Origin of the sequence: Novosphingobium acidiphilum DSM 19966, assembly GCF_000429005.1 — a bacterium.
GTDB lineage: Bacteria > Pseudomonadota > Alphaproteobacteria > Sphingomonadales > Sphingomonadaceae > Novosphingobium > Novosphingobium acidiphilum.
In genome coordinates, this window is the sequence record NZ_AUBA01000017.1 from 14865 (window position 1) to 31489 (window position 16625).

Here is a 16625-nt window from a genome sequence, read left to right on the forward strand (position 1 = left end):
CAGGACAAAACAGGGCGACAATGGCGGAAAAACTCAAAGGCTGGCGGCTGTTGCGCGTGGCATTGGCCAGCCGCAAGGCGGGGATCATGCTGGCGCTGGGGTTTTCCTCGGGCCTGCCTTACGCGCTGCTGATCGGTACGCTCAACGCCTGGCTGGGCGATGTGCATGTGGCGATGGCAACCATCGGCGTGCTGGCGTGGATCGGGCTGGCCTATTCGTTCAAATTCCTGTGGTCGCCGTTGGTCGATCGCCTGAACCTGCCCGTGATCGGCGCGCTGGGTCGGCGCAAGGGCTGGATCCTGGGCTGCCAGGCGGTGCTGGTGGCGGCATTGCTGGGGCTGGCGTTGACCAATCCCGTAATCGCGCTGGGCCGGTTTGCGCTGATCGCGCTGGTCGCCGCGCTGGCGTCTGCCACGCAGGATGTGGCAATCGACGCCTGGCGGATTGACGTGGCTGACGATGCGGTGCCGGTCGAACTGCTGTCGTCGCTGTATCAGTTCGGCTATCGCCTGGCGGCGCTGGTGGGCGGTGCGTTTGCGCTGGTCCTGGCGGCGCGGCTGCCCTGGCCCGTGGTCTATGCGGTGATGGCCGCGATGCTGGCGATCGTGGCGCTGATCACGCTGGGTGCGCCCGATACGCCGCGCCCGGTTGTCGACGACGCAACCGCGATGGCCGATCAACCCGCGCCGCTGCTGCGCGCGGGCGGCCTGGTGGTGGTGGCGCTGGGTTGGGGTTGGGCCATCGGCAGCATCGGCCTGTTCATGGCGGCGATGCTGGGCCCGGTCGCGCCCGGCGCGGTGCGCCCGTCGGTGGCGGATTTCACGCGCGGTCATGCGCCGCTGATCGTGCTGGCAACAGTTGGCCTGCCGCTGCTGGTGGCGGCGCTGACCAATCGCGCGCGGGTCGGCGAAGGTGTGCGGGGCAGTGTGCCCGCTGCCGACCACTTGTGGCTGGCGCTGGTGGCGCCGTTGGCCGAATTGTCGGGGCGGCTCGGCTGGCGGGTGCTGATCACGATCGGCATGATCCTGACGTATACGCTGTGCTATAACGTGTGGGGCAGCTTTGCGCTGCCGTTCTACCTCGATTTCCTGCACTATTCGAAGGACGAGGTGGCCTTTGCGTCAAAGATCTTCGGCATTTTCATGACCATGGCGGGGATCGCGCTGGGCGGGGTGCTGTTTGCAAGGCTGGGGCGCATGCCGACGATCCTGGTCGGCGCGGTGCTGCCGATGCTGGGCAATTTCGTCTATGCCGATCTTGCACAGGGCGCGGTGCAGATCGATGCGCTGGCGCGTGCCAGCGGCCTTGGCGCGATCGCTGCGGGCATCGGCATTGATGCGCGCATGCTGCGCCTGCTGGTTGCGATCAGCGTGGAAAACATTTCTACCGGAATTGCTGGCGCCGCCTTTGTCGCCTTTCTGTCGACCAAGGTCAGCCGCAGCCACACCGCGGTCCAATATGCGCTGCTGTCGTCGATGACATTCCTGATCGGATCGCTGGGCAAGGGCATTGCCGGGGATACCATCGACCACCTGGGCTATGCCACGATGTTCCGCTGGACTGCGGTCGCCGGGCTGGTTGCGGTGGGCTTTGTGCTGTTGGAATGGGTGACGGCGCGCCGCGATCCTTCGCCAAACGGGGCGGGCGACCGCGCATAGCGCGGTGGCGGCGGCGGCGCCTTGTGGCATCGGGTCGATCCGGCGCGTGCATGATCGGGCGGCGCACAGGGGCAGGACCCTCCACCACCGTTCCGGCGGTTTGCCGCTCCGTTTCGGTTAGGATGGGACGGTCAGTCGGGAATTTCGCCATTTCGGCGCAGCACGTCGCCCGCCAGGTACAGCGATCCGGTGATCAGCACATCGCCGCCTGCGGGCAGCGCGGCCAGTGCGGCGGCAACATCGGGCGCGCTTGAGATCGGCGTCGCGCTGAACGGGGCAAAGGCCGTGGGCGCATGCGCGTCGTGGCCGGGGGCGGGCACGATCGTCACCGACAGCGCGTGCTGTCCCAGGGGCGCCAGAATGGCTGCCGGGTCCTTGTTGGCGAGCATGCCCATGATCACGTGCACCGGCGGCTTATCGGCCAGGTGGCGGGCAATGGCCAGGCCTGCGTCGGGATTGTGTCCGCCATCCAGCCAGATGGTGCGCCCCGGTGCCAGCGCGGTCAGCGGGCCATGGTCCAGCTTTTGCAGCCTTGCGGGCCAACGTGCGGCAGTGATGCCTGCGGCCATCGCCGCGGACGAGACGGTGACGGCCGTCTGGTGGCGCAGCATCGCCACCGCCAGCGCGGCATTTTCGGCCTGGTGCAGGCCCGGCAGCGCGGGCAGCGGCAAATCCAGCGATCCTTGCGCATCGCGATAGGCGATTGTTGCCCCGACTTCGGCATGCCAATCGCGCCCGCGCGTGATCAACCGTGCGCCGATCGCGGCGGCAGTATCGGCCACCGCGCGGGCGGCCAGATCGGGATAGGCCTGCGTCACCAGCGCCACGCCGGGTTTGGCAATGCAGGTCTTTTCGAACGCGATCCGCGCCAGCGGCTCTGGCGGCACGCCCGCCTCGGGGATCAGCAGGAATGCTTCGTGATCGATGCCCAGCGTGGCGATGCCGCACACCGACGGCGCATCCACCACATTGGTCGCATCGAACCGCCCGCCCAGCCCGGTTTCGATCACGCAGGCATCCGCCGGCACGCGGGCAAAGCCCAGGAACATCGCCGCCGTGGTCACTTCGAAAAAGCTTGGGGCCAGGTCTTCGCCCGCATCCAGTGCCTCGGCCAGCAGGCTGGCCAGCAGATCGTCGCTGATCAGGCGTCCTGCCAGCCGGATGCGTTCGTTGTACCGCACCAGATGCGGCTTGGTCGCGGTGTGCACGGTCAAACCCTGCGCTTCGAGCATGAAGCGCAAATAGGTGCAGGTCGAACCCTTGCCATTGGTGCCCGCCACATGGAACACCGGCGGCAGGCGCCGTTCGGGATGATCCAGCCGCGCCAGCAGCGTGCGGATCGTGTCCAGACCCAGCCGGCCCTGCGGCACCGACAATGCGCCCAGCCGGTCAAGCTGTGCCTGCACCGCCGGATGCCCGGAAATCGCGAAATCCTTCATCGCGTCGGGCGGTTACGCGGCGCGGGCTGCGGTCAGGTAATCGATCAGGTTGGCCAGCGTCGCCTTCATGTCGCGGCGGTGGACGACCATGTCGATCATGCCGTGATCGTACAGGTATTCGGCGCGCTGGAACCCTTCGGGCAGCTTTTCGCGGATGGTGTCCTGGATCACGCGTTGCCCGGCAAAGCCGATCAAGGCGCCGGGCTCGGCAATCTGGATATCGCCCAGCATGGCGTAGCTGGCGGTGACGCCTCCGGTGGTGGGATCGGTCAACAGCACGATATAGGGCAGGCCGGCGGCGTGCAGGCGGCCGATCGCCACCGTGCTGCGCGGCATCTGCATCAGCGACAGGATGCCTTCCTGCATGCGCGCGCCGCCCGCCGCGGTCACCGCGACATAGGCGCACTTTTCGCGGATCGCCAATTCGATCCCGGCGATAAAGGCATTGCCCACCGCCATGCCCATCGATCCGCCCATGAACCCGAAATCCTGCACGCCCACGACTGCGCGCTTGCCCTCGATCGTGCCATAGGCATTGGTATAGGCATCGTTGTGCGGGTTGTTCGCGCGTGCCGCCTTGATCCGGTCGGCATATTTCTTGGTGTCGCGGAATTTCAGCGGATCATCGCGCACCACCGGCGCCGGCAGCAAGGCAAAGCCGGGATCGAGCAATTGTGCCAGCCGCGCATCGGTGCCGATGCGGCCATGGTGCTGGCAGCGCGGACAGACCGACAGATTGTCCTGGTATTCCTTGATGAACAGCATTTCGCTGCACCCGGGACACTTGATCCACAAGGTGTCGGTGGTGTCGCGCTTTTGAATGAACGACAGCGAATTGCGAACTTTGGTCAGCCAGCTCATGCGGCTACGCTCCTTGCATGGTGCACTGCGTGCGCCAGTTCGGCCACCAGTGCGCGCACCGGCCCGGCCGCAGCAGCACCGTGTGCCGCCACCAGATCGACGATTGCCGATCCCACCACCACGCCATCGGCGACGCGCGCGATCGGCCCCGCCTGTTCGGGCGTGCGCACGCCAAACCCGACCGCGATCGGCAGATCGGCCGTCAGCTTGAACCGTGCCACCGCTTCTTCGATCGAAGTCAGCGCGGCCGACTGCTTGCCGGTGATGCCGGCAACCGACACGTAATACAAAAAGCCCGATGACCCGTCGAGCACCGCGGGCAGGCGCGCCGCATCGGTGGTCGGCGTGGCCAGGCGGATCGGGCTGATACCGCGTGCGCGCAATGCCGGGCCAAGCTCGGCATCCTCTTCGGGCGGAATATCGACACAGATCACGCCATCGACGCCCGCACCGGCGGCCGCATCGGCAAACCAGTCGGCCCCGCGCACGGTCATCGGATTGGCATAGCCCATCAGCACCAGCGCGACATCGGGGTGGCGTGCGCGAAAACCGCTGGCAATCGCCAGAATGTCCGCGGTGGTCGTGCCCGCACCCAGTGCGCGCAGATTGGCGGCCTGAATCGCCGGGCCATCGGCCATCGGATCGGTAAACGGCATGCCCAGTTCGATCACGTCGGCGCCGCCTTCGACCAGCGCGTCGAGGATGGCGGGCGTCGCCGCAGGGGTCGGATCGCCCGCGGTGACAAAACACACCAGCGCGGGGTGGCCCTTGGCAAAGGCTGCCGTCAGCCGCGCACTCACAGGGTCACCCCCAGGTGGCCGGCCACGGTGAAGATGTCCTTGTCGCCGCGCCCGCACAAATTGGCCAGGATGATCGCATCCTTTGGCATGGTCGGCGCGATTTTCTGCACCGCGGCGATCGCGTGCGCGGGTTCCAGCGCGGGAATGATGCCTTCGGTCCGGCACAGCAGCTGAAACGCAGCAAGCGCCTCGACATCGGTAACCGAGGTGTAATCGACCCGGCCGTTTTCCTTGAGCCAGGCATGTTCAGGGCCGATGCCGGGGTAATCGAGGCCCGCGCTGATCGAATGGCCTTCGATGATCTGGCCATCGGCGTCCTGCAGCAGATATGTCTTGTTGCCGTGCAGGATGCCGGGGCGTCCGCCGGCCAGGCTGGCGGCGTGGTCCTTGTCCAGACCGTATCCTGCCGCTTCGACGCCGAGCATTTTTACGCTGGGATCGTCGAGGAACGGATGAAACAGGCCGATCGCGTTCGATCCGCCACCGATCGCCGCCACCAGCACATCGGGCAGGCGCCCGGTGCGCGACAGCATCTGCGCGCGCGCCTCGCGCCCGATCACGCTTTGGAAATCGCGCACCAGTTCGGGATAGGGATGGGGTCCTGCGGCGGTGCCGATGATGTAGAACGTGTCGTGCACGTTCGCCACCCAGTCGCGCAGCGCTTCGTTCATCGCATCTTTCAGCGTTTTCGCCCCGGCCTGCACCGGGATCACCTCGGCGCCCAAAAGCTTCATGCGGAACACGTTGGGCTGCTGCCGTTCGACATCGGTCGCGCCCATGTAGATCACGCAAGGCAGGCCGAACCGCGCGCACACCGTCGCGGTCGCCACGCCATGCTGGCCGGCGCCGGTTTCGGCGATGATCCGCGTCTTGCCCATGCGCATGGCCAGCAGGATCTGGCCGATGCAATTGTTGATCTTGTGCGCACCGGTGTGGTTCAGTTCGTCGCGTTTGAACCAGACTTGCGCGCCGCCGAGTTCCTCGGTCAGGCGCGGCGCGAAATAGAGCGGGCTCGGCCGGCCGACGTAATGTTCCAGAAGATCGTCGAATTCCGCCTGGAATGCCGGATCGGCCTTGGCCTTGCGGTATTCGGTTTCCAGATCGAGGATCAGCGGCATCAGCGTTTCGGCAACATAACGCCCGCCAAACTGGCCAAAATGGCCGCGTTCGTCGGGCTGGTTACGGAAACTGTTGGGGGTTTGCGCGGTCATGCCTTGGCCTTTAAACCGCGCTGCCAAATTGTCCAGATGGCCCCTTCTGCCATTGCGCGCGCAGGTGATTATCCGCCAGGGCGTCTGTTCATCTGTCTGAAAGGCAAGCTAGTCTAAGCCGACCAGGCAACGTCGTGAAGGCGGTCCTGTTTCGGCAGGGCCGCCTTTTGCCCCCCGGCCGAAAATCGCGGGGGGCAAGGCAGGCCACCGGGCGGGTGGCAGGCCTATCCCGCAGGCGGGGTCGCGGCGTTGTATGGGGCTGGTTCAACCATCTGAAAAAAAGGAACTTGTCATGCGTCATTCCCTGTTTGGGCCGGGCTTTGCCTGCATCGGCGCCGCCCTGGCGCTGGCCACGCCGGCGCACGCGGATGAAACCCGGGTCGAAGTCAACACATCGGGCAATTTCTATGGCGGGGATTACCAGCAATCGATCGGTGTGGCCGCCGGGCACGATTTCAATCTGGTGCCAGGCGTGTTTGCCGGTCCCGAAGTCTCGCTCGACAAGACCTTGGCCGCCAACACGCTGACCGCGTTCGGGATCAGCGGGCGGGTCGGTGCGAATCTGGGCCCAGCGGGCAAGCTTTATGCCGTTGGCGGCTGGGCAACGCAGCCCTATCACGGCGGCAATCCCGACTGGGATATCGGTGCGGGGTATCAGCACAGCCTGCTGCCCGGCACTTATGGCAAGCTGGAATACCGCCACTTCACCACGTCAGCCAATGGCATCACGCCCGCGCGCGATGCTGTCACCGTCGGCTTTGGCGCGCATTTCTAGGCGCGAACGGCCTGACAGAATGCATGGATGCGCGCCGGGTCCTTGACCCCCGGCGCGCTTTCCACGCCCGAGGATACATCGACCGCAGGCGCGCCGGTGATCGCGATCGCTTCGGCCACATTGTCAGGGTCCAGCCCGCCTGCCAGCATCCATGGCAGGGCAGGGCGCACGCCTTTGAGTACGGCCCAATCGATGCGCAAGCCATTGCCGCCGGGCAAGTCCGCACCCTCGGGCGGTTTGGCATCGAACAGCACGCGTGCCGCCGCACCGGCAAAGCGGTCTGCGGCTGCCAGATCCGCGCGGGTCTTTACGCCAAGCGCCTTCCACACCGGCACCCCGTGGCGCGCGGCGGTGGCGGCAACCTGTTCGGGGGTTTCGCGCCCGTGCATCTGGATCACGTCGAGTGCCACCGTCGACAACACCTGGGCCAGATAATCGGGCGTGGGATCGACCATCAGGCCGACGACCGTCACGCGTCCCGCGGCGCGCGCGGCGAGTGCGGCGGCCTGCGCCGGATCGAGATGTCGCGGGCTTTTGGCAAAGAACACCAGCCCGATGAAATCGGCATGCGCTGCCAGCGCCGCATCCAGCGCATCGGGGCTGTTGATCCCGCAGATCTTGATCAGGGGGGCAGGCATGCGGTCAGGCCAGGTCCCGTTCCAGCACAACCATGGCAAACGGATGATCGCCCGGCACCGGAAACGGCCGGGTCTCGCCATGAAACGCATAGCCGCAGCGCTGATACCATGCGATCAGTTCGGCGCGCCTGTCGATCACGGTCATTTCCATGACATGCGCACCAAATTCATCGCGCGCCACGCGCTCTGCTGCGGTGATCAACGCGCGGCCCAGCCCCGCGGCCTGCAATGCAGGATCGACGCACAACATGCCAAGATACGCGCGGCCATCGCCGCGGTTGCTGGTGGTCACCGTGCCGATCAGCGTGCCGTCGGCTTCGGCCAGGATCACCCGCGCCGCCGCGTCGGCGATCGTGTGCGCCAGGGTTTCGTGCGAGGTGCGTTCGTCATCCAGCAGGTCGGCCTCGTGCGTCCATCCGGCACGCGCGGTGTCGCCGCGATAGGCGCGTTCGACCAGCGCGCGCAACCGCGGCACATCGGCCGTGGTTGCCGTGCGGAATGCGGGCGTCAGCATCGCGCGATGACCCTTACAGCGTGCCTTCGATCGCGCGCGCGGCCGCGACAGGATCTTCGGCGCGCGCGATCGGGCGGCCGATCACCAGCACGCTGGCGCCGGCATCGCGTGCGGCGCGCGGGGTAACGGTTCGCTTTTGATCTTCCTTGCTGCCTTCGCCGGCGGGGCGCAGCCCGGGCACGACCAGGTATCCGCCTTTCCAGCGGCGGTGCACGGCCGCCACTTCGTGGCCCGAACACACGATGCCGTCGAGGCCCGCCTCTTGCGCCAGATCGGCCAGGCGCAGGACCTGGTCGTGCGACGATCCGCCGACGCCGATGCGCGCCAGATCGGCATCGTCCAGGCTGGTCAGCACGGTGACCGCAACCACGCGGGTGTTTTCCCCCGCGGCAGCCTTGGCATCCTCCATCATCGCGCGCCCGCCCGACGCGTGCACCGTGACGATCGCGGGTTGCAGCACGTGGATCGCCTGCATTGCCGCGGCCACCGTGTTGGGAATGTCGTGCAGTTTCAGATCGAGAAAGATCGGCAGGCCGATCTTGGCCACTTCGTGCACGCCGTGATGGCCATGCGCACAAAAGAATTCGAGCCCCAGTTTCAGCCCGCCGATATGGCTGCGCACTTTCTGGGCCAGCGCCATTGCGCTGTCGAGGCGGGGCAGATCAAGCGCAAGATAGATCGGGTTGCTCACAGGTCTGGTCAGTCCTTGCTGTCGAATGCGTCGTGGCGTGTGCTGGGCTGCTCGGCGGCATGAGTCAATGCATGGGCCTGGGCCGCCAGCGTCGCCTCAAGCGTGGCGATGCGCCGCCCCATGCTCCAGCGCGTGGCGCGCAGCATCAGCGATGTCGGCACAAATCCGATCAGCAGCGCGACGATCACCAGCACCCACGGCTTGGTATCGACGCTGATGCCCGGCCAGATATGGACGGTGATATAGCTGTCGTTGCCATAGGTGAACGCGAACAAGGCCGCCACCACCACGATCCAGAAAACGGTTTTCAGCGCGCGCATTGTGGTCTTTCCGCTAGGCAGCCACCCCAATGGCCGACCCTAACGCATCGGGGGCACATGTGAAGTGCTATTCCCCGAACACCCGCGCAAACGTCGTGTCGATGCCCTTGAAGTGATAGTCCAGGTTGAACCGGTCTTCGATCTGTTCGGGCGTCATCGCCGCGGCCACTTCGGGATCGGCCTTCAGCAGTTCGAGCAACGACAGCGCGCCATCCGATTGCCACACCTGCATCGCATTGCGCTGCACCAGGCGATAGGCGTCATCGCGGGTCAGCCCGGCCTGCGTCAGCGCCAGCAGCACGCGCTGCGAATGGACCAGCCCGCCCATGCGGTCGAGGTTCTTCTGCATGCGCTCGGGATAGACCACCAGCTTGTCGATCACCGAGGTCAGCCGGGCCAGCGCGAAGTCGAGCGTGATTGTCGCATCGGGGCCGATGAAACGTTCGACCGAGGAATGCGAAATGTCGCGTTCGTGCCACAGCGCCACGTTTTCCAGCGCCGGGGTCACCGCGCTGCGCACGACGCGGGCCAACCCGGTCAGGTTTTCGGTCAGCACCGGGTTGCGTTTGTGCGGCATCGCCGACGAACCTTTTTGCCCGGGCGAAAAATATTCCTCGGCCTCAAGCACTTCGGTGCGTTGCAGGTGGCGCACTTCGGTCGCGAGCCGCTCGATCGAGCTGGCCACGACGCCCAGTGTCGCAAAGAACATCGCGTGGCGATCGCGCGGGATCACCTGGGTCGACACCGGCTCTACCGCCAGGCCCAGGCGGTCGGCCACGTGTTCTTCGACCGCGGGATCGATATTGGCAAATGTGCCGACTGCGCCCGAAATCGCGCAAGTGGCAATTTCGGCGCGCGCCGCCACCAGCCGGGCGCGGTTGCGCGCAAATTCGGCAAAGGCTTCGGCCAGCTTCTTGCCAAAGGTGGTCGGTTCGGCATGGATGCCGTGGCTGCGGCCGATGGTCGGCGTATACTTGTGTTCCAGCGCGCGGCGCTTGATCGCCGCCAGCAGCGCATCGACATCGGCAATCAGCAGATCGGCCGCGCGCGCCAGTTGCACGCTGAGCGTGGTGTCCAGAACGTCGCTGCTGGTCATGCCCTGGTGCATGAAGCGTGCTTCGGGGCCCACTTGCGCCGCCACCCAGTCAAGGAACGCGATCACGTCGTGCTTGGTCACCGCTTCGATCGCATCGATCGCGGGCACATCGATCACCGGTTCGGTCGCCCACCAATCCCACAGCGCCTTGGCCGCGCTGTGCGGCACCACGCCCAGATCGGCCAGCTTGTCGGTGGCGTGCGCCTCGATCTCGAACCAGATGCGATACCGCGCGGCGGCATCCCAGATCGCGGTCATCTGCGGGCGGGCGTAACGGGGAACCATGGCGGACCTTTCGGCGGGGAATGCTCCTCGCGCCGCTAGGCCGTGGGCACGGCAATGGCAAGCCCGAACCCCGCGGTTGATCCTTCCGCGATCGGCGATGACGCGGGACCTATGCCGCCTGCCGTGCGCGCATGGGGCTGCCGCCAAGCCCCTTGTCGACAAACCCGATATCGAATTGCCTGACCAGTCCGCTCAATCCATTGGCCTCGGTGGACAACGAGCGCGCGGAGGCGGACGACTGTTCGACCAGCGCGGCGTTCTGTTGGGTGGTGCGGTCCATATTCGACACCGCGCTGTCCACCTGCAAAATCGTATTCGACTGTTCGCGCGATGCAGCTGCGATCGTTTCGATCATGTCGGACAGTTCCTGCGTGCTGATAACGATCTGCGCGAGCGCGGCCTGGGTCTGGCCGATCATGGTCACACCTTGCGCGACGTCCCTGCCGCTCGACTTGATAATGTCGGTGATGTCCTTGGCCGCGTCGGAACTGCGCTGGGCCAAGGCCCGCACTTCGGTTGCGACGACCGCGAAGCCCCTGCCAGCTTCACCCGCGCGCGCGGCTTCAACCCCGGCGTTCAGCGCCAACAGATTGGTCTGGAACGCGATGCCTTCGATCAGACCGACGATTTCTTCCATCTTCTGGCTTGAAGCAGCGATCTGGTTCATTGCCTCGACCGTCTGGTGCATTGTCTCTCCACTGCCTTTGGCGCTCGCCTGCGCGGCGCGTGCCAACGTGCTTGCCTCTGCCGCGGTCTGGGCGGTGCTCGTGGCTGAATGGGTCAATTCGCGTACAGCGGCGGAGGATTCTTCCAGGCTCGCCGCCTGCCCTTCGGTGCGCGCCGCCAGATCGGCGGCGGCGGAAGAAATTTCGTTGGCCCCGTTGCTGACCGCATGGGCCGCGGTGGTCACATCGCGCATCAGATCGGCCATCGTGGCGATCGTCGCATTGAAATCGGCACGCAACTGCTCGTAATCGCCGGGGAAAGGTTGATTGATCGAAGCGGTCAATCGGCCCGCCTTCAACGCCGCCAGACCTTCGCCAAGCGCACCCACCACCTGGCGCTGCATCGCCGCCTGGCTGTCGGCCGCCGCGCGGCTGCGCGCGGCAACGCTGTCCTTGATTGACACCAGCGCGCGTCCGATATCGCCCACTTCGTCGGTGAGGGTCGCGCCCGGGATATCGCGATCAAGATTGCCATTTGCCATGTCCTGCATTGCAGTGGCCAACTGCACCAGCGGAGATGACAAACGGTGGCGTATCAGCAGGATGACCGCCAGGACCAAGCCCAGCACTCCGCCAATGAGCGCTTGCGCCAGCGTCTTGTCGGCTTTGGCCTCGGCCATTCCGGCATCGCTTTCGCGCTTTCCGAGTTCGGCATTGTAGGCAATCTCGATATCCAGCATCTTGCCCATGGCATTTGCACGCGCAGTCGCGGCGACAGCCACGCGTTGCATGGCATCGCGTTGCGCCAATGTCAGGGTTTGCAAGGGTTTGGCTTGATCCTTGAAGCCAATCCAGGCTTCGGCCACGTCGTTGTATTCGGCCCGCTCGTGATCATCCGAAATCAGCGCGCGATAGGCAAGCAGCTCGGCATCGACATCGCTGCTGCGCGCGGTCAGCGCGTCGTGGTATTTGCGCAACTCGGTATCGCTTTGGGCGATGCCCGCAAGCGCCGCGGCGTGCGCCGCTTCAAGCGCGTTGCCGCGAATTTTGTCGAGCGCTTGCAGGCTGGGGACGATATTGACCGTGTCATAGTCGAGGTGGGCGCTCAAGGTGGTCGCGGTGTTCAGCACGATCGCGGAACTGGCAATTGACAGCGTTGCCAAAGTGGCAATGCCGGCAAATGTGACAGTCGTAATTCGAAACGTGCCTAACATCGCCATTGGTGTGCTTCCTGCAATGTGGTTCATGCTTTTCGAACAGCCCGCGCATTGTGGCGTGAACATTCTCGATAGTGCGGTTTTTAATGAATTCGGCTGAATCTTCGGATTCGGCGATGCTAGGTATTGTGGCGTATATTGTGCGCAATTCCGGGCCCTTGGGGTGCCCAGCAACGGCCGGGTGCGGACCGTCGGGCGTCAGAACCGCTGCGACAGGCCGGTGTAGATCTGCGCCGCCGGCACCACGCCGCCCAACTTGAAATTGGCCCCGGCATCCCATTGCAACCGCGGTGTAATGGCCCATGCGACCGCCGTGTCGAGCGTATAGACACGGCTGTCGCCGCGTTCAAACGATCGTGTGGCGAAAGCTTCGGCATAGAGTGTCCAGCGCTTGCCTACTGGATGACTGAGATTTGCCAGGATATTTGCAGAGCGGTGATATCCGCGTGCTTGCGCGTTGTGGAGTTCGTCGATCTCGGGACTGAGCACCAGGGTGAATGCCTGCGGCAACGCGATGCTGATCGGCGTGATCAGGCCGCCTTCGACCGCGCCGTTGCCCAATGCGGAGCGCGCGGTCGGGACTTTGACATAGGGCATCACCGCAATCGCCAGCGTGCCGCCATCGTTGCCGATCAGATTGATCTTGAGCCGTACGACGCTGTCGGAGCAGCCCGAGACTGCGCTGCGACGGGATCCGGTACGGATAACCGCGCCTTCAAACGGCGTTGCCTGCACTTCGATGTCGATCGCGTGGGTCAGGCCAAGCTTCAGTGTGGGATCGACAATGGTCCACGTGCGAATGTCTGCGCCATCCTGTCGTGCCACGGCATAGACAGCCAGATCGGTCTCGTACTGGAAATGGCCTTGATCGACGGTATAGGGCACGTAGGATTTGGTTGGCCGGTCGGTGCTGAAGCTGCGCGTTGTCGATGCGGGCATTGGCGTGGCCGGCGCGGCCAGTGCGGCGTCGGCCGCGGTCTCGGCAGCTGGCGGCGCAGGACCGGGGTCGGCTTGCGCTGCGCCGGATGCCAGCATAACCCCCAGCGTGGCGCCCGCAATCGCAATCCGACTGCAGACGCGGCGGACTTGAACCATAGTGGCGATTTTTCCCGCGTTGTCGCAAGCCAGGGTTCTGGCTGCTGCGGAGGCTTATCGCTGGCATTGCATGGTCATTGGGTAACATCGATACTATGGTTCAATACATAGCGATCACTCCGCAAACACGTCGATCGCGCGCGCCAGCGCCACATCGCGCTGCGACAACCCGCCTGCGTCATGCGTGGTCAGGCGGATTTCAACGCGGTTGTAGACGTTGAACCATTCGGGGTGGTGGTCGGCCTTTTCGGCGACGATCGCCACGCGGGTCATGAAACCGAAGGCCTGGGCAAAGTCGTCGAACGTGATCGTGCGGGTGATCGCCAGCGCGTCGTCGCTCAGGGCCCAATGGGGCAGGGTGGTCAGCGCGGCAGCGCGTTCGTCGGGGGTCAGTTGGGCCAGGGCCATGGCGCGTCCTTTGCAAACTTGTTCGGGGCCCTCGTTTCCCCTATCGGCTGGGGGGATGCAACCGTGTCGTCTTGTCGCCGATGATCTTGCCTGTCGCCGGGGCGACCGCGTGTTGTTGCGCGGTGTCGGCTTTGCGCTTGATGCGGGCGACGCACTGCACCTGGCCGGGCCCAACGGGATCGGCAAATCCAGTCTTATGCGGATACTGGCCGGATTGGCGCGGGCCTGTGCGGGCACCGTAACGGCCACCGGCACGGTTGGCCTGATGGACGAACACCTGCCGCTCGACGGCCATCGGCCGCTGGACGCGGCGCTGGCATTCTGGCGGCGGATCGACGGTGGCGTGGCACCGATCGCCGATTTCGGGCTGGACGATCTGGCCGATGTGCCCGTGCGGTATCTGTCCACCGGACAGCGCAAGCGCGCGGCGCTGGCGTGCCTTTCGGCAAGCGGCGCCGGAATCTGGCTGCTGGACGAGCCGTTGAACGGTCTCGACACGCATTGGACCGGGGTGGCGCATGCCGCGATCGAGGCACATCGCGCGCGCGGCGGGATTGCGGTCGTCGCCTCGCACCAGCCGCTGGCTCTGGCTGGGCTCGGCGTGCTGCCGTTGCTGCCGCATGTGCCGGCGGGCGCGGGCGATTGACGGCGATGGCGCGCACCCCGACCAAGCTGGCACTGATTTTCGTGCGAGATTGCACGATCCTGCTGGGCGGCGCGCGCGGGCGGGGCGGGGCTGTCTTGCCGTTGCTGTTCTTTCTGGCGGTGGCCATGCTCTATCCGTTTGGCGTGGGGCCCGATGCAAAGCTGCTGGCGCGCACCGGCGCCGGGGTGATCTGGGTCGCGGCGTTGCTTGCGGCGATCCTGCCGCTCGATCGGCTGGTCGAGCCCGATCTTGAGGCGGGGTTTTTCGACCAGTGGGCGCTGCGCGGGTTATCCGAAGAGGCGGTGATGCTGGTGCGGATCGTGGCGCATTGGCTGTGCTTTGGCGTGCCGCTGATGCTGGCCACGCCGATCGCCGCGGGGCTTTTGGCGATCGATGGTCATGCGCTGATCGTGCTCGAACTGGGGCTTCTGGCGGGAACGCCGGGGCTGGCCGCGATCGGGGTGACGATTGCGGCATTGACCGCCGGATTGCGCGCGGGCGCAGCGCTGGGCGGATTGTTGCTGATCCCTCTGGCGGTGCCGCTGCTGATCTTTGGAGCAGGGTCGTTGCAGGCGGGCGGCGAAAATGGTCTGTTGCTGCTGGCGGCGGCCAGTCTGGTGGCGGTGGCGGTGGCGCCGTTCGCCGCAGGTGCCGCGATCCGCGCGGCGCGGGACTGAGACGAGAACGGGCAGGGGGGGTGCCATGGCGCGGCCGTTGAAATCGACTGGGCCGGAGGGCCCCATTATCCTGAGCATATTCGGCGCGATCTGGGCCATGGTCGGGCTGGGCTATGCCGGGGTGTCGCCGCTGGTGTGGCTGGTACCCGTGGCGCTCGGCATCGGCCTGATCGGGGTCGTGCTGCGGCGCAGCAGGGGCCTGATCCCGCCGCCGCCGCAAGAAAGGCGCCGGATCGGCAGGCTGGTCGGCATCTGGAGCGGTGTCGAAGGCGTGGTGATCTTCGTGGCGGTCAATCTGTGCATCAATCTGGGGCACCCGGAATGGATCGTGTCGTCGATCTGCCTGATCGTGGGGCTGCATTTCTTTCCGCTGGCACGCGGATTGCCGGTGCGGGTCTATTATGTGTCCGGCACGCTGCTGTCGGCGCTGGGTCTGGCCGGGCTGACCGACCGCATCCCGTTTGCGCCCTCGGTGGTGGTGGCGCTGGGCGCGGCGCTGGTGCTGTGGGGCACGGTGGTGGCCATTTCGGCGTGATCGGGCCTTTCAAGCGGACAATACTTTTTGCGTTGCCGTAACGCCGGGTCTTTCCTACCTGACAGGTCATGACCATGACCCAAGCGCTTCCCGACACGCTATCGCTTATCGGCAACACGCCGCTGGTCCGGCTGCGTGGTCCGAGCGAGGCTGCGGGGGCCGAGATTTACGGCAAATGCGAATTTGCCAATCCCGGCGCCTCGGTCAAGGATCGCGCTGCGCTGTGGATCGTGCGCGATGCCGAACAACGCGGCACCCTGCGGCCCGGCGGCACGATTGTCGAAGGCACCGCGGGCAATACCGGGATCGGGCTGGCGCTGGTGGCCAATGCGCTGGGGTACAAGACGGTGATCGTCATGCCCGAAACCCAGTCGCGCGAAAAAATGGACACCTTGCGCGCGTTGCGCGCCGAACTGGTGCTGGTGCCGGCAGCGCCTTTTTCGAACCCCGGCCATTTCGTTCACACCAGCCGCCGCCTGGCCGAAGAGACGCCAGGGGCGATATGGGCCAACCAGTTCGACAATATCGCCAACCGCCGGGCGCACATCGAAAGTACCGCGCCCGAATTGTGGGCGCAGATGGACGGCAGGATCGACGGGTTTACCTGCGCCGCGGGCACTGGCGGCACGCTGGCAGGCGTAGGGCTGGGCCTGAAGGCGTTTGACGACGATGTCACCATCGCGTTGACCGATCCGCACGGTGCGGCGCTGTACAACTATTACGCCTGCGGCGAATTGCGTGCCGAGGGCAGCTCGGTCGCCGAAGGGATCGGCCAGGGGCGGATCACCGCCAATCTCGAAGGCGCGCCGATCGACACCCAGTGCCGTATTTCGGACGAGGAAGGCCTTTACTGGGTCAGCCGCCTGTTGGCCGAGGAAGGGTTGTGCCTGGGCCTGTCGAGCGGGATCAATGTGGCAGGCGCAGTCGCGCTGGCGCGCCGGCTGGGGCCGGGCAGCCGGGTTGCGACAATCCTGTGCGACACCGGTTTTCGCTATCTGTCGTCGTTGTACAATCCGGCCTGGCTTGAAGCCAAAGGCCTGCCGGTCTTTCCCTGGCTGATCGCTTAGGGTATATGCCCCGGCCATGGCGCTATT

Annotated in this window: 19 protein-coding genes; 7 read left to right on the forward strand and 12 right to left on the reverse strand. The window is 65.6% G+C overall.

The genetic code is table 11. The features are described from left to right. Nucleotides 1–20 precede the first annotated feature (20 nt). Nucleotides 21–1658: an AmpG family muropeptide MFS transporter gene (locus tag G404_RS0113940; RefSeq protein WP_028641636.1), complete on the forward strand. Its 1638-nt coding sequence runs from the start codon at nt 21–23 to the stop codon at nt 1656–1658. 131 nt (nt 1659–1789) lie between these two features. On the opposite strand, the gene G404_RS0113945 is transcribed toward G404_RS0113940, so the two are convergent. From G404_RS0113945 to trpB, 4 genes are read right to left on the reverse strand one after another with little or no spacing between them, the layout of a single operon-like run. Continuing rightward, nucleotides 1790–3097: a bifunctional folylpolyglutamate synthase/dihydrofolate synthase gene (locus G404_RS0113945; protein ID WP_028641637.1), complete on the reverse strand. Its 1308-nt coding sequence runs from the start codon at nt 3095–3097 to the stop codon at nt 1790–1792. A gap of 12 nt (nt 3098–3109) precedes the next feature. After that, nucleotides 3110–3958 (reverse strand): acetyl-CoA carboxylase, carboxyltransferase subunit beta, encoded by an 849-nt coding sequence (gene accD / locus G404_RS0113950; RefSeq protein WP_028641638.1) that lies wholly within the window; start codon nt 3956–3958, stop codon nt 3110–3112. Continuing rightward, the gene (gene trpA / locus G404_RS0113955; RefSeq protein ID WP_028641639.1) at nt 3955–4758 is read right to left on the reverse strand and encodes a tryptophan synthase subunit alpha; all 804 of its coding nucleotides are present in this window, start codon (nt 4756–4758) and stop codon (nt 3955–3957) included. Before trpA ends, accD begins: the two co-directional genes overlap by 4 nt. Continuing rightward, the gene (gene trpB / locus G404_RS0113960; RefSeq protein ID WP_028641640.1) at nt 4755–5969 is read right to left on the reverse strand and encodes a tryptophan synthase subunit beta; all 1215 of its coding nucleotides are present in this window, start codon (nt 5967–5969) and stop codon (nt 4755–4757) included. The genes trpA and trpB overlap by 4 nt, the downstream gene beginning before the upstream one ends. Nucleotides 5970–6261: 292 nt before the next feature. Between trpB and G404_RS0113965 the strand changes: the two genes are divergently transcribed. Beyond that, on the forward strand, nt 6262–6744 hold the full coding sequence (locus G404_RS0113965) for an outer membrane beta-barrel protein (protein ID WP_028641641.1): 483 nt from the start codon (nt 6262–6264) through the stop codon (nt 6742–6744). Here G404_RS0113965 and G404_RS0113970 read toward each other — a convergent pair. From G404_RS0113970 to G404_RS19130, 6 genes are all read right to left on the reverse strand, one after another. Continuing rightward, entirely contained in the window at nt 6741–7382 is a 642-nt protein-coding gene (locus tag G404_RS0113970) for a phosphoribosylanthranilate isomerase (RefSeq protein ID WP_028641642.1), read from the reverse strand. The two genes, G404_RS0113965 and G404_RS0113970, sit on opposite strands and share 4 nt — an antisense overlap. A gap of 4 nt (nt 7383–7386) precedes the next feature. Continuing rightward, nucleotides 7387–7896 carry a GNAT family N-acetyltransferase gene (locus G404_RS0113975; RefSeq protein ID WP_028641643.1) on the reverse strand — a complete coding sequence of 170 codons (510 nt, stop codon included), beginning with the start codon at nt 7894–7896 and terminating at the stop codon, nt 7387–7389. Between the two features lie 13 nt (nt 7897–7909). Further along, nucleotides 7910–8587 carry an orotidine-5'-phosphate decarboxylase gene (pyrF, locus tag G404_RS0113980; protein ID WP_028641644.1) on the reverse strand — a complete coding sequence of 226 codons (678 nt, stop codon included), beginning with the start codon at nt 8585–8587 and terminating at the stop codon, nt 7910–7912. 8 nt (nt 8588–8595) lie between these two features. After that, nucleotides 8596–8907: a hypothetical protein gene (locus G404_RS0113985; RefSeq protein ID WP_028641645.1), complete on the reverse strand. Its 312-nt coding sequence runs from the start codon at nt 8905–8907 to the stop codon at nt 8596–8598. A gap of 67 nt (nt 8908–8974) precedes the next feature. After that, on the reverse strand, nt 8975–10288 hold the full coding sequence (gene purB / locus G404_RS0113990) for an adenylosuccinate lyase (RefSeq protein WP_028641646.1): 1314 nt from the start codon (nt 10286–10288) through the stop codon (nt 8975–8977). Nucleotides 10289–10397: 109 nt separating this feature from the next. After that, nucleotides 10398–12083, reverse strand: a complete 1686-nt coding sequence (locus G404_RS19130; protein WP_211230790.1) for a methyl-accepting chemotaxis protein — start codon at nt 12081–12083, stop codon at nt 10398–10400. Between G404_RS19130 and G404_RS20675 the strand changes: the two genes are divergently transcribed. After that, on the forward strand, nt 12073–12270 hold the full coding sequence (locus G404_RS20675) for a hypothetical protein (RefSeq protein WP_169719712.1): 198 nt from the start codon (nt 12073–12075) through the stop codon (nt 12268–12270). The genes G404_RS19130 and G404_RS20675 overlap by 11 nt on opposite strands. 98 nt (nt 12271–12368) lie before the next feature. Here G404_RS20675 and G404_RS19135 read toward each other — a convergent pair whose 3' ends face one another. Together G404_RS19135 and G404_RS0114005 are read right to left on the reverse strand one after the other, a co-directional pair. Further along, the gene (locus G404_RS19135) at nt 12369–13205 is read right to left on the reverse strand and encodes a transporter (protein WP_169719713.1); all 837 of its coding nucleotides are present in this window, start codon (nt 13203–13205) and stop codon (nt 12369–12371) included. A gap of 174 nt (nt 13206–13379) precedes the next feature. Beyond that, nucleotides 13380–13673: a 4a-hydroxytetrahydrobiopterin dehydratase gene (locus tag G404_RS0114005; protein WP_028641647.1), complete on the reverse strand. Its 294-nt coding sequence runs from the start codon at nt 13671–13673 to the stop codon at nt 13380–13382. A 55-nt stretch (nt 13674–13728) separates the two neighbouring features. Here G404_RS0114005 and ccmA point away from each other — a divergent pair, with 55 nt between their 5' ends. From ccmA to G404_RS0114025, 4 genes are all read left to right on the forward strand, one after another. Beyond that, nucleotides 13729–14319 carry a heme ABC exporter ATP-binding protein CcmA gene (gene ccmA / locus G404_RS0114010; protein ID WP_028641648.1) on the forward strand — a complete coding sequence of 197 codons (591 nt, stop codon included), beginning with the start codon at nt 13729–13731 and terminating at the stop codon, nt 14317–14319. A gap of 5 nt (nt 14320–14324) precedes the next feature. Then, nucleotides 14325–14996 (forward strand): heme exporter protein CcmB, encoded by a 672-nt coding sequence (gene ccmB, locus G404_RS0114015; RefSeq protein WP_036521504.1) that lies wholly within the window; start codon nt 14325–14327, stop codon nt 14994–14996. Nucleotides 14997–15021: 25 nt separating this feature from the next. Continuing rightward, nucleotides 15022–15531, forward strand: a complete 510-nt coding sequence (locus G404_RS19140) for a hypothetical protein (protein WP_156906305.1) — start codon at nt 15022–15024, stop codon at nt 15529–15531. Between the two features lie 68 nt (nt 15532–15599). Then, a complete protein-coding gene (locus tag G404_RS0114025; protein ID WP_028641650.1) occupies nt 15600–16598 on the forward strand; it encodes a cysteine synthase A in 999 nt (332 codons plus the stop codon). The last annotated feature ends 27 nt before the right edge of the window (nt 16599–16625 follow it).